This window comes from Streptomyces formicae (assembly GCF_002556545.1).
GTDB classification, from domain to species: Bacteria; Actinomycetota; Actinomycetes; order Streptomycetales; family Streptomycetaceae; genus Streptomyces; species Streptomyces formicae_A.
Map to the genome: position 1 here is coordinate 6,796,866 of NZ_CP022685.1, position 13,209 is coordinate 6,810,074.

A 13,209-nucleotide genomic window follows, 5' to 3' on the forward strand; every position below is an offset into this window, starting at 1 on the left:
CACTTCTTACCGAGTTCGCTCGGTCAGAGGCCAGTACATCGGCGAATGTTCGATGCTGGTTGCTCATGGGTGGAACGTTGACTACTCGGCCTGAGTCTGGGTCGGAGGCTGCAAGTACTGCTCTTCGGAGCGTGGAAAGCATGATCTCCGGACGGGATCGGGTCGGGCACGCTGTTGGGTATCTGAAGGTGCGGCCGGTTTCGGCTGCCTTCAGTGCCGACCCCAGTGCACTCACTGGCTTGTCCAGTGGGGTGATGGGTGGTTGGTCGTTGTTTGAGAACTGCACAGTGGACGCGAGCATCTGTGGCCAAGTTTTTAAGGGCGCACGGTGGATGCCTTGGCACCAGGAACCGATGAAGGACGTGGGAGGCCACGATAGTCCCCGGGGAGTCGTCAACCAGGCTTTGATCCGGGGGTTTCCGAATGGGGAAACCCGGCAGTCGTCATGGGCTGTCACCCGCTGCTGAACACATAGGCAGTGTGGAGGGAACGCGGGGAAGTGAAACATCTCAGTACCCGCAGGAAGAGAAAACAACCGTGATTCCGGGAGTAGTGGCGAGCGAAACCGGATGAGGCCAAACCGTATGCGTGTGAGACCCGGCAGGGGTTGCGCATGCGGGGTTGTGGGATCTCTCTTTCACAGTCTGCCGGCTGTGAGGCGAGTCAGAAACCGTTGATGTAGACGAAGGACATGCGAAAGGTCCGGCGTAGAGGGTAAGACCCCCGTAGTCGAAACATCAGCGGCTCGTTTGAGAGACACCCAAGTAGCACGGGGCCCGAGAAATCCCGTGTGAATCTGGCGGGACCACCCGTTAAGCCTAAATATTCCCTGGTGACCGATAGCGGATAGTACCGTGAGGGAATGGTGAAAAGTACCGCGGGAGCGGAGTGAAATAGTACCTGAAACCGTGTGCCTACAAGCCGTGGGAGCGTCGGATGGAAGCTTGCTTCCATCTCGTGACTGCGTGCCTTTTGAAGAATGAGCCTGCGAGTTTGCGGTGTGTTGCGAGGTTAACCCGTGTGGGGAAGCCGTAGCGAAAGCGAGTCCGAATAGGGCGATTTAGTAGCGCGCTCAAGACCCGAAGCGGAGTGATCTAGCCATGGGCAGGTTGAAGCGGCTGTAAGAGGTCGTGGAGGACCGAACCCACCAGGGTTGAAAACCTGGGGGATGACCTGTGGTTAGGGGTGAAAGGCCAATCAAACTCCGTGATAGCTGGTTCTCCCCGAAATGCATTTAGGTGCAGCGTCGTGTGTTTCTTGCCGGAGGTAGAGCACTGGATAGGCGATGGGCCCTACCGGGTTACTGACCTTAGCCAAACTCCGAATGCCGGTAAGTGAGAGCGCGGCAGTGAGACTGTGGGGGATAAGCTCCATGGTCGAGAGGGAAACAGCCCAGAGCATCGACTAAGGCCCCTAAGCGTACGCTAAGTGGGAAAGGATGTGGAGTCGCACAGACAACCAGGAGGTTGGCTTAGAAGCAGCCACCCTTGAAAGAGTGCGTAATAGCTCACTGGTCTAGTGATTCCGCGCCGACAATGTAGCGGGGCTCAAGCGTACCGCCGAAGTCGTGTCATTCATACAATAGGGCCAACGCCTGTATGGATGGGTAGGGGAGCGTCGTGTGCCGGGTGAAGCCGCGCCGGAAGGCAGTGGTGGACGGTTCACGAGTGAGAATGCAGGCATGAGTAGCGATACATACGTGAGAAACGTGTGCGCCGATTGACTAAGGGTTCCTGGGTCAAGCTGATCTGCCCAGGGTAAGTCGGGACCTAAGGCGAGGCCGACAGGCGTAGTCGATGGATAACCGGTTGATATTCCGGTACCCGCTGTGAAGCGTCAAACATCGAATCAGGCGATGCTAAGTCCGTGAAGCCGTCCCGATCTCTTCGGAGTTGAGGGAAGTGGTGGAGCCGACGGACCAGACTTGTAGTAGGTGAGTGATGGGGTGACGCAGGAAGGTAGTCCAGCCCGGGCGATGGTTGTCCCGGGGTAAGGGTGTAGCCCGAGTGGTAGGCAAATCCGCCACTCATTAAGGGTGAGACCTGATGCCGAGCCGATTGTGGTGAAGTGGATGATCCTATGCTGTCGAGAAAAGCCTCTAGCGAGTTTCATGGCGGCCCGTACCCTAAACCGACTCAGGTGGTCAGGTAGAGAATACCGAGGCGTTCGGGTGAACTATGGTTAAGGAACTCGGCAAAATGCCCCCGTAACTTCGGGAGAAGGGGGGCCATCACCGGTGATGACATTTACTGTCTGAGCTGGGGGTGGCCGCAGAGACCAGCGAGAAGCGACTGTTTACTAAAAACACAGGTCCGTGCGAAGCCGTAAGGCGATGTATACGGACTGACGCCTGCCCGGTGCTGGAACGTTAAGGGGACCGGTTAGTGCGCTTTCGGGCGTGCGAAGCTGAGAACTTAAGCGCCAGTAAACGGCGGTGGTAACTATAACCATCCTAAGGTAGCGAAATTCCTTGTCGGGTAAGTTCCGACCTGCACGAATGGCGTAACGACTTCTCGACTGTCTCAACCATAGGCCCGGTGAAATTGCACTACGAGTAAAGATGCTCGTTTCGCGCAGAAGGACGGAAAGACCCCGGGACCTTTACTACAGTTTGATATTGGTGTTCGGTTCGGCTTGTGTAGGATAGGTGGGAGACTGTGAAGCGGGCACGCCAGTGTTCGTGGAGTCAACGTTGAAATACCACTCTGGTCGTGCTGGATGTCTAACCTCGGTCCGTGATCCGGATCAGGGACAGTGTCTGATGGGTAGTTTAACTGGGGCGGTTGCCTCCCAAAGAGTAACGGAGGCGCCCAAAGGTTCCCTCAGCCTGGTTGGTAATCAGGTGTTGAGTGTAAGTGCACAAGGGAGCTTGACTGTGAGACCGACGGGTCGAGCAGGGACGAAAGTCGGGACTAGTGATCCGGCGGTGGCTTGTGGAAGCGCCGTCGCTCAACGGATAAAAGGTACCCCGGGGATAACAGGCTGATCTTCCCCAAGAGTCCATATCGACGGGATGGTTTGGCACCTCGATGTCGGCTCGTCGCATCCTGGGGCTGGAGTCGGTCCCAAGGGTTGGGCTGTTCGCCCATTAAAGCGGTACGCGAGCTGGGTTTAGAACGTCGTGAGACAGTTCGGTCCCTATCCTCTGTGCGCGTAGGAATATTGAGAAGGGCTGTCCCTAGTACGAGAGGACCGGGACGGACGAACCTCTGGTGTGCCAGTTGTCCTGCCAAGGGCATGGCTGGTTGGCTACGTTCGGAAAGGATAACCGCTGAAAGCATCTAAGCGGGAAGCCTGCTTCGAGATGAGTATTCCCACCCCCTTTGAGGGGTTAAGGCTCCCAGTAGACGACTGGGTTGATAGGCCAGATCTGGAAGCCCGGTAACGGGTGGAGGTGACTGGTACTAATAGGCCGAGGGCTTGTCCTCAGTTGCTCGCGTCCACTGTGTTGGTTCTGAAACCACGAACAACCGTCGTAGCCATGTGCCACGGCTCCGGTTGACAGTTTCATAGTGTTTCGGTGGTCATAGCGTGAGGGAAACGCCCGGTTACATTCCGAACCCGGAAGCTAAGCCTCACAGCGCCGATGGTACTGCAGGGGGGACCCTGTGGGAGAGTAGGACGCCGCCGAACTCATCTTGATAAGAGCTGGTCCCTGAACTTCGGTTCAGGGACCAGCTCTTTTTTGTTTTGTGTCACCTTCCGTTCACGTTGCGCAGCCAACATCCGCAGACATGGGCACAGTTGCAATGTTGCGCGCCGCAGGTGTCGGTACCGGTGACGAGGTCGTCGTGCCGGCCTACGGCAATGTCGAGGTCGCCGAGGCAGTCGTCACCGCGGGAGCCGTGCCGGTCTTCGCCGACATAGAGCCATCGACGTACTGCCTCGATCCTGACGCCGTCGCCGCCGCCATCACCCCGCGTACGGCCGCCGTCGTGGTGGTCCACCGCTTCGGGAAGCAGGCCGACATGGGCCTGCTGTGGGGCGTGGGGCAGCGGCACGGGCTTCTCGTCCTGGAGCAGGGCGAGTTGGCGGAGCCGCGCGAAGGGCAGGCGCGGCGGCAGGCGCACGCCGCGTACCTCAACGGGCGGCTCAGTGGCGTCGTGACGCCGACCGGTGGCGCCGGGCACAGCTTCCAGCAGTACGTCGTGCGGGTGCCGGGGAACGGGCGGCCCGACCGGGACGCGTTCGCACGGGCCGTACGGGTCAAGGGAGTCGACTGCCGGGTGCCGGTGAAGACGCCGGTCCACCGCATGCCGGAGTTCTGGCGGGACGTCGTGCTGCCGGAGACCGAGCGGGCCGCGGACGAGACGCTGGCGCTGCCCGTCGACGCGTCGATGTCGCGGCGGGACCTTCAGCGCATGGTCTCCGCCTGCAACGCGCTCGGTGGACTTCTCCAGCCGGCATTCTGACCAGTGTTCCGACGGTGTTCTGACGACGTGCGGAATGGGCGGTTCGAGCGGCCTTCGATTTCAGGTATGATCTATCTCGTTGCCAAGCGGGAAACCGCGAAGGACAACAGGCCCCTATAGCTCAGTCGGTAGAGCGTCTCCATGGTAAGGAGAAGGTCAGCGGTTCGATTCCGCTTGGGGGCTCAATTCATGAAGGCCCCCGCCCGGTTGGGCGGGGGCCTTCTGCGTTTCCCGGCGGGCCTCAGTCCTTCTGGAGGCCGGGGACGCGCATCGCGAGGATCGCCATGTCGTCGGACGGTGCGTCCGTGGCGAAGCGCTCCACCGCGCGCATGATGCGGGCGGCGACCGCCCCTGCCGTCAGGCCCGTGCACGTGGTGAGGACGTCCGCAAGACCGTCGTCACCGAGCATGCGCGTGCCTTCGCGGCGCTCGGTGACGCCGTCGGTCACGCAGAGCAGGACGTCGCCCGGGTCCAGCGTCATCGTCTGTTCGTAGAGCTCCAGGTCGTCCATGACGCCGAGCAGGGGCTGCGGTTCCGCGTACGGCTCGACCGTGCCGTCCTGGCGCAGCCTGAGCGGGAGCGGGTGTCCGGCGCAGACGACCTTCAGGACGGCCGAGCCGTCCTCCTGGGGCCACAGCTCGCCGTACAGGAGCGTGAGGAAGCGGCTGCGGGCGCCCTCGTCGAGGATCGCCGCGTTGAGGCGCTCCAGGACGGCGGGGCCACCGAAGCCCTCGCGGGCGAGCAGGCGCAGGGCGTGCCGGGCCAGGCCCGTGACGGCCGCCGCCTCGGGGCCCGTGCCGCAGACGTCGCCGATCGCGAAGCCGTACGCGCCGTCGCGGATCGGGAAGAGGTCGTAGAAGTCGCCGCCGACCTCGTTGCCCTCGCCCGCCGCGCGGTAGATGACCTCGACCTCGACGCCGGGGACCTGGGGGAGCCCCGGGGGCAGCAGGCTGCGCTGGAGGGACTGGCTGATGGCCATGCGCTCGGAGTAGAGGCGGGCGTTGTCCAGGGCGAGAGCGGCTCGGCGGGAGAGATCTTCGGCCAATTCCAGGATCTCTTGGCGGAAGTGTTCGTCGGAGGGCTTGCCGAGGGTCAGCATGCCGATGACGCGGTTGCGGGCGACCAGGGGCAGGACCACGGTCTCGCCGCCCACCGCCGACGCCGTGGAGAGCGTCGTGCCGATGCCCGAGCTCAGGGTCATGGGTTCGCCGAGGCCCAGGCTGCGCATCGAGGAGCGGAGGGCCGCCTGGTGCGCGGCCTCGGAGGGGGCCGCCCAGACGCGGGCGCCCGGCGTGGGTACGGGCTCGGGCGGGGCGATCTTGGAGAGGAGCGCCTTGAGGCCGTCGATGCGCTCCTCGTCCTCGTGCAGGACGTACGAGAGGTAGGGCTCTGCCGACTGGTCGGCGATGGTGTAGACGGCGCACCAGGTGGCGAGTGTCGGGACCGTCATCTGGGCCATGAGCGCGAGGGTCTGGTCGCGGTCCAGGGTGCCCGCGAGCAGGTCGGACGCCTCGACCAGGAAGGAGAGGGAGCCGCGGCGCAGCCGTTCCAGCTCGCCGAGGCGGGCGGACTCCACGGCGAGGGCGATCCGGTCGGCGGCGAACTGGAGGCGCAGCGCCTCTTCGTTCGAGTACCGGTCGGGGGCCTCGGCGGCGACGCCGAGGGATCCGGTGAGGCGGCCCTCGACCTTGAGGGGGACCGTGACGACCGAGCGCATGCCGGTGCCGCCGAGAAGCGGGACGGCGCCCGGGACGACGGTGAGGTCCTCGTGGACGGCGGGCATGCGGGCCGAGCCGTAGCGCCCGGGGCCCGCCTCGACGGGGACGCGGGCGAAGCGCTGGCGGGCCGAGGGCAGGCCGGTGGAGGCGCGGACCTCCAGCTCGGTCTCGTCGTCGGTGGCCAGGAGCAGGAAGGCGGCGTCGCCGTCCAGCATGTCGCGGGCGCGCTCGACGGTGCGCTGGAGCAGTCCGTCGAGGTCGTCGGGGGCGGGGGAGCCGATGAAGACCTCGAAGGGGTCCGTGGCGTTCGGCTCGCTGAGGGTGCTCTGGTCGGGGTTCGGGCCGCGGAGCGGGGTCTGGAGGACCGCGCGCTCCTCGTCGCGTACGAGGAGGCAGACGGTGGAGGGTTCGCCGTCGGTGTCGCGGACGCGCAGGTGCGAGGCGTACACGGGCAGTACGCAGCCGTTGGAGCCGCGGATGCCGTAACTGCCCTCCCAGCGGGAGAGTTGGAGGGCCTCGGCGATGCCGGTGCTGGTGCCAGGGGTGTGCGGCCAGGCCGCGAAGTCGTTGAGCGGCTTGCCCATGACCTGCTCGGCGACGTACCCGAAGAGTTCCTCGGCGTCCTCGTTCCAGGCCGAGATGGCGCCCGCGCGGTCGATCTGGACGACGGCGACGCGGACCCGTCCGTCGGCGATGGGAAGGAGGTCGGCCGGCAGCGAGGGGCCCGCGGCGCGGGTGCCCACCGGGCGGTCGGGGAGGTCGAGTTGGAACCAGACCTGCTTGTGGGTGGGGGTGTAGTCGACGCCCCAGCGGGTGGCGAGCGCCGCGCAGAGCTGGAGGCCGCGGCCGCCCTCGCGGTCGGGGCTGCCCATGTTGACGGAGGACTGCTGGAGCGGGATCTCGCGCTCCGGGTAGCGGTCGGAGACCTCGATGCGCACGGCGTCCTCGGAGCGCAGGCACAGCACGTCGGCGGCCGTGCCCGCGTGCACCACGGCATTGGTCACCAGCTCGCTGGTGAGGACGACGGCGTCGTCGACGACGTCCGTGAACCCCCAGCCCTGGAGGGTGTCGCGGACGAAGGAGCGAGCCGTCGCGACGGAACGTCCGACGGGGTCGAAGGTCGCAGCCGCACGCGCGGTGATCACAGCACTCCTCGTACGAGTATCGACAGTATCGACGCCCAAGTCTCCCGAACTCATGGTGCGGCCGCCCCTCCGATGCCCGCTTGTTCGTGTACCACCGCCCTGGCCGGGCAGGACCGGGGTGGTTGGACAGCCGGATGCAAGGTTACTTACCTTCGCCGTCCATGCTGATGCCGGTCGTCAGTGTTTCCGCCCGGAGGGTGTGCGGACGGTGTGCGAAGCTGCCGAACTGTTATGGCCTGGTTCAGCCATGGTGAAACACTGGGCAAGCTTCATGGAGAGAGCCCAGAACAACCCGAGCAGTACGGTCGACCCTTGCGGGAGGGACACAGTGGAGTCTGGCGCAGCGACGCGGGGCACTAAGACGCGCGCGAAAGACGGACAGTCCCTGAACAAACAGCGCAAACCACGCAACGGGGCGACCGCTTCCGTGGACGCGGCGGCGCTGAACAGGCTCCTGGCGGCGCTGGTAGCGATGCGGGACGGAAACTTCCGCAAGCGCCTGACGGTCTCCGGCGACGACGTCATGTCGGAGATCGCGGCTGTTTTCAACGAGGTGGCTGACCGGAATCTGCATCTGACAGGTGAGCTGTCACGGGTGCGGCGGATGGTCGGACGTGAGGGAAAACTCACGGAACGGCTCGAGGCGGGAGCGAGCGAGGGCTCGTGGGCCGCCGCGATCGACGCGTCGAACGCGCTCGTCGACGATCTCGTACGTCCCGTCTCCGAAGTCGGCCGGGTTCTCTCCGCCGTGGCCGACGGTGATCTCGAGCAGCGGATGGAGCTGCGGGCCCAGGCGGTCGACGGGAACGGGCATCCGCTGCGCGGCGAGTTCCTGAAGGTCGGCAGGACCGTCAACAACCTCGTCGACCAGCTCTCCACGTTCACCGACGAGGTCACGCGCGTGGCCAGCGAGGTCGGCACGGAGGGCAAGCTCGGTGGGCAGGCCAGGGTCCGGGGGATGTCCGGGTCCTGGAAGGACCTCACGGACTCCGTGAACACCATGGCGTACCGCCTGACGGCTCAGGTGCGGGACATCGCCCTGGTGACGACGGCGGTGGCCAAGGGTGACCTCTCCCGCAAGGTCACCGTGCATGTCGCCGGCGAGATGCTCGAGTTGAAGAACACCGTGAACACCATGGTGGACCAGCTCTCCTCCTTCTCCTCCGAGGTGACCCGGGTGGCCCGCGAGGTGGGCACCGAGGGCGAGCTCGGCGGGCAGGCGCAGGTGCCCGGTGTGGCCGGTGTGTGGAAGGACCTCACCGACTCGGTGAACCTGATGGCCGGCAACCTCACCGCGCAGGTGCGCGGGATCGCGGAGGTCACCACGGCGGTCGCCAACGGTGATCTGTCGCGGAAGGTCACGGTGAGCGCGCGCGGCGAGGTCGCCCAGCTCGCAGAGACGATCAACCAGATGACCGAGACGCTGCGCACGTTCGCGGACGAGGTCACGCGCGTGGCCAACGAGGTCGGTGCCGAGGGCCAGCTCGGCGGGCAGGCCAACGTGCCGGGTGCCGCGGGGACGTGGAAGGACCTCACCGACTCGGTCAACACGGTCTTCCGCAACCTCACCACGCAGGTGCGGGACATCGCGACGGTGACGACGGCGGTGGCGAGCGGCGATCTGTCGCAGAAGGTCACGGTCGACGTCGCGGGCGAGATGCTCGAACTGAAGAACACCGTGAACACGATGGTCGACCAGCTCTCCGCCTTCGGTTCCGAAGTGACGCGTGTGGCGCGGGAGATCGGTGTCGAGGGTGAGCTCGGCGGTCAGGCGCAGGTACAGGGCGCGGCCGGTACCTGGAAGGACCTCACCGACTCCGTCAACACCGCCTTCCGCAACCTCACCGGGCAGGTGCGCAACATCGCGCAGGTGACGACGGCGGTCGCCAACGGTGACCTGTCGCAGAAGGTCACCGTCGACGTGTCCGGCGAGATGCTCCAGCTGAAGAACACCGTGAACACGATGGTGGACCAGCTGTCGTCCTTCGCCGACCAGGTGACGCGGATGGCGCGTGACGTGGGCACGGAGGGGCGGCTCGGCGGGCAGGCGCGCGTGGACGGCGTCTCGGGTACGTGGAAGGACCTCACCGACTCCGTCAACTTCATGGCGGGGAACCTGACGTCCCAGGTGCGCCAGATCGCGCAGGTCACCACGGCGGTGGCCCGCGGTGACCTCTCGCAGAAGATCGAGGTCGACGCCCGCGGCGAGATCCTGGAGCTCAAGAACACCATCAACACGATGGTCGACCAGCTCTCCGCCTTCGCCGACCAGGTGACCCGGGTGGCCCGTGAGGTGGGCACCGAGGGGCGCCTCGGCGGTCAGGCGCAGGTGCCCGGCGTGGCCGGTGTGTGGCGCGATCTGACGGACTCCGTGAACGGCATGGCGGGGAACCTCACCGCGCAGGTCCGCAACATCGCGCAGGTCGCGACGGCGGTGGCGCGCGGCGACCTGTCGCAGAAGATCGACGTGGACGCGCGCGGCGAGATCCTGGAGCTCAAGAACACCCTGAACACGATGGTGGACCAGCTGTCCGCCTTCGCCGAGCAGGTCACGCGGGTCTCCCGCGAGGTGGGCACGGACGGCATCCTGGGCGGCCAGGCCGAGGTCCAGGGCGTCTCCGGCACCTGGAAGGACCTCACGCAGTCCGTGAACGGCATGGCGAACAACCTCACCTTGCAGGTGCGGAACATCGCCGAGGTCACCACGGCCGTCGCCATGGGCGACCTCTCCAAGAAGATCACCGTCGACGCGAAGGGCGAGATCCTCGAACTCGTCACGACCGTCAACACGATGGTGGACCAGCTCTCGTCGTTCGCGGAGCAGGTCACGCGCGTGGCCCGTGAGGTGGGTACCGAGGGCCAGTTGGGCGGACAGGCGCGGGTGCCGGGTGTCACCGGCATCTGGAAGGACCTGAGCGACAACGTCAACCTGATGGCCAACAACCTGACCAGCCAGGTGCGGAACATCTCGCAGGTGTCGGCCGCGGTCGCCAACGGTGACCTCACCAAGAAGGTCACGGTCGAGGCGCGCGGCGAGGTCGCGCAGCTCGCCGACACGGTCAACACCATGGTGACGACGCTGAGTTCGTTCGCCGACGAGGTCACGCGCGTGGCCCGTGAGGTGGGCACCGACGGCATCCTCGGCGGCCAGGCGCGCGTGCCGGGCGTCTCGGGTACGTGGAAGGACCTCACCGAGTCCGTGAACTCGATGGCGTCCAACCTGACCGGGCAGGTCCGCAACATCGCGATGGTCACCACCGCGATCGCCAAGGGCGACCTGACCAAGAAGATCGACATCGACGCGCGCGGCGAGATCCTGGAGCTCAAGACGACCATCAACACGATGGTCGACCAGCTCTCGTCCTTCGCCGAGCAGGTCACCCGCGTCGCCCGCGAGGTGGGCACGGAGGGTCAGCTGGGCGGCCAGGCACGCGTGCGTGACGTCGACGGCACCTGGCGCGACCTCACCGAGTCCGTGAACGAGATGGCGGGGAACCTGACCCGTCAGGTGCGCGCCATCGCCAAGGTCGCCACCGCGGTGACCCGGGGCGACCTCAACCTGAAGATCGAGGTCGACGCCTCGGGCGAGATCCAGGTCCTCCAGGACAACATCAACACCATGATCGCCAACCTGCGCGACACCACCCTCGCCAACAAGGAGCAGGACTGGCTGAAGGGCAACCTGGCGCGGATCTCCGGCCTGATGCAGGGCCGCCGCGACCTGGAGGACGTCGCCTCGCTGATCATGAGCGAGCTGACGCCGGTCGTCTCGGCCCAGCACGGCGCCTTCTTCCTGGCGATGCCCACGGACGACGGCACGGACCTCGGGGGCGACCACGAGGACGCGTACGAGCTGCGCATGCTGGGCAGCTACGGCTACTCCATGGGGTCCATGCCGACGTCGTTCCGGCCCGGCGAGACCCTCATCGGCACGGCCGCCAAGGAGCGGCGCACGATCCTCGTGGAGAACGCGCCGTCCGGCTACCTGCGGATCGCGTCGGGTCTCGGGGAGGCGCCGCCCGCGCAGGTCATCGTGTTGCCGGTGCTCTTCGAAGGGACCGTGCTCGGCGTGATCGAGCTGGCCGCCTTCCAGCCGTTCACGCAGATCCAGAAGGACTTCCTCAGCCAGATCGCCGAGATGATCGCGACGAGCGTGAACACCATCAGCGTCAATACGAAGACCGAGGTGCTGCTCAAGCAGTCGCAGGAGCTGACCGAGCAACTGCGGGAGCGCTCGGCCGAGTTGGAGAACCGGCAGAAGGCGCTGCAGGACTCCAACGCGGAGCTGGAGGAGAAGGCGGAGCTGCTCGCCCAGCAGAACCGTGACATCGAGGTCAAGAACACCGAGATCGAGGAGGCGCGGCAGGTCCTGGAGGAGCGCGCCGAGCAGCTCGCGGTCTCGATGCGGTACAAGTCCGAGTTCCTGGCGAACATGTCGCACGAGCTGCGCACGCCGCTCAACTCCCTGCTGATCCTTGCCAAGTTGCTCGCCGACAACGCCGACGCGAACCTCACGCCGAAGCAGGTCGAGTTCGCCGAAACGATCCACGGAGCGGGTTCGGACCTGCTGCAGCTCATCAATGACATCCTCGACCTGTCGAAGGTCGAGGCGGGCAAGATGGACGTCTCCCCGACGCGCATCGCCCTGGTCCAGCTCGTCGACTACGTAGAGGCCACTTTCCGTCCGCTGACCGCGGAGAAGGGCCTCGACTTCTCCGTACGGGTCTCCCCGGAGCTGCCCGCGACGCTGCACACGGACGAACAGCGCCTGCTCCAGGTGCTGCGCAACCTCCTGTCCAACGCGGTGAAGTTCACCGACTCCGGAGCGGTCGAGCTGGTGATCAGGCACGCCAACAACGACGTGCCCAACGCGATCCGCGAGCAGCTCCTCGAAGCGGGCTCGCTGCGCGACGCCGACGCCGATCTGATCGCCTTCTCGGTGACCGACACCGGCATCGGCATCGCGGCCAGCAAGATGCGGGTCATCTTCGAGGCGTTCAAGCAGGCGGACGGCACGACCAGCAGGAAGTACGGCGGCACGGGGCTCGGCCTGTCGATCAGCCGGGAGATCGCGCGGCTGCTCGGCGGCGAGATCCACGCCCAGAGCGAGCCGGGCCGCGGCTCGACCTTCACGCTCTATTTGCCGCTGCACCCGAGCGAACTGCCGCCCCAGGGCTACGCGCAGCTGGCGGCCCCGCCCGCGCCGCGTGAACTGCCCGCCATCGAGGAGTCCCCGGCGGCCGACGACGCGGTGCCGACCGAGGGCACCGTGGTGCACCACGAGGCGCCCACGGGACCCGCGGCGCTCTTCCGGAGGCGGCGCAGGCCCGCGCCCGCGCAGGAGCCCCCGGCCCTGCCCGCCGCGGGCTCCCAGGAGCGGCAGCAGGAGCAGTGGCCCTCGCCGGCGCCGGAGGCGCCGACCGCGAGGCCCTCGTTCCACTTCGGCGGCGAGAAGGTGCTGATCGTCGACGACGACATCCGCAACGTCTTCGCGCTCACGAGCGTCCTGGAGCAGCACGGCCTGTCGGTGCTGTACGCGGAGAACGGCCGCGAGGGCATCGAAGTCCTGGAACAGCACGACGATGTGACCGTTGTTCTGATGGACATCATGATGCCGGAGATGGACGGGTACGCGACGACGACGGCGATCCGCAGGATGCCGCAGTTCGCCGGGCTCCCGATCATCGCGCTCACGGCGAAGGCGATGAAGGGCGACCGGGAGAAGGCGATCGACTCCGGAGCTTCCGACTACGTCACGAAGCCGGTCGACCCCGACCACCTGTTGTCGGTGATGGAGCAGTGGATGCGCGCGGAGTGACCGAGAACCGGCTTCGTCACACGGAGTTGCTGACAGAGTGTGGCCGAGGCCGTGTAGAAGCGCGGTATTCGGGGAACCTTCTGGTCTCCCACCGCGTTTCTGCTACGTGCACAGTG

The 13,209-nt window shown here is 65.9% G+C and carries 3 protein-coding genes, 1 tRNA gene and 2 rRNA genes; 5 read left to right on the forward strand and 1 reads right to left on the reverse strand.

Translation table 11 applies throughout. From position 1 onward, the window contains the following. Window positions 1-305: 305 nt before the first annotated feature. From KY5_RS29860 to KY5_RS29875, 4 genes are all read left to right on the forward strand, one after another. Window positions 306-3,428 (forward strand): 23S ribosomal RNA (locus KY5_RS29860). 88 nt (window positions 3,429-3,516) lie between these two features. After that, window positions 3,517-3,633 (forward strand): 5S ribosomal RNA (gene rrf / locus KY5_RS29865). 116 nt (window positions 3,634-3,749) lie between these two features. Then, entirely contained in the window at window positions 3,750-4,412 is a 663-nt protein-coding gene (locus tag KY5_RS29870; RefSeq protein ID WP_234363231.1) for a DegT/DnrJ/EryC1/StrS family aminotransferase, read from the forward strand. A gap of 110 nt (window positions 4,413-4,522) precedes the next feature. Next, window positions 4,523-4,595 (forward strand) — tRNA-Thr (locus KY5_RS29875). A gap of 58 nt (window positions 4,596-4,653) precedes the next feature. On the opposite strand, the gene KY5_RS29880 is transcribed toward KY5_RS29875, so the two are convergent. Continuing rightward, window positions 4,654-7,329: a SpoIIE family protein phosphatase gene (locus KY5_RS29880; protein WP_234362912.1), complete on the reverse strand. Its 2,676-nt coding sequence runs from the start codon at window positions 7,327-7,329 to the stop codon at window positions 4,654-4,656. Between the two features lie 373 nt (window positions 7,330-7,702). Between KY5_RS29880 and KY5_RS29890 the strand changes: the two genes are divergently transcribed. Beyond that, window positions 7,703-13,093 (forward strand): HAMP domain-containing protein, encoded by a 5,391-nt coding sequence (locus KY5_RS29890; protein ID WP_199843295.1) that lies wholly within the window; start codon window positions 7,703-7,705, stop codon window positions 13,091-13,093. The last annotated feature ends 116 nt before the right edge of the window (window positions 13,094-13,209 follow it).

Bases quoted from the DNA above. Each gene is read 5' to 3' on its own strand.
- KY5_RS29870 (WP_234363231.1), top strand. From the start codon at position 3,750: ATGTTGCGCGCCGCAGGTGTCGGTACCGGTGACGAGGTCGTCGTGCCG.
- KY5_RS29880 (WP_234362912.1), bottom strand. From the start codon at position 7,329: ATGAGTTCGGGAGACTTGGGCGTCGATACTGTCGATACTCGTACGAGG.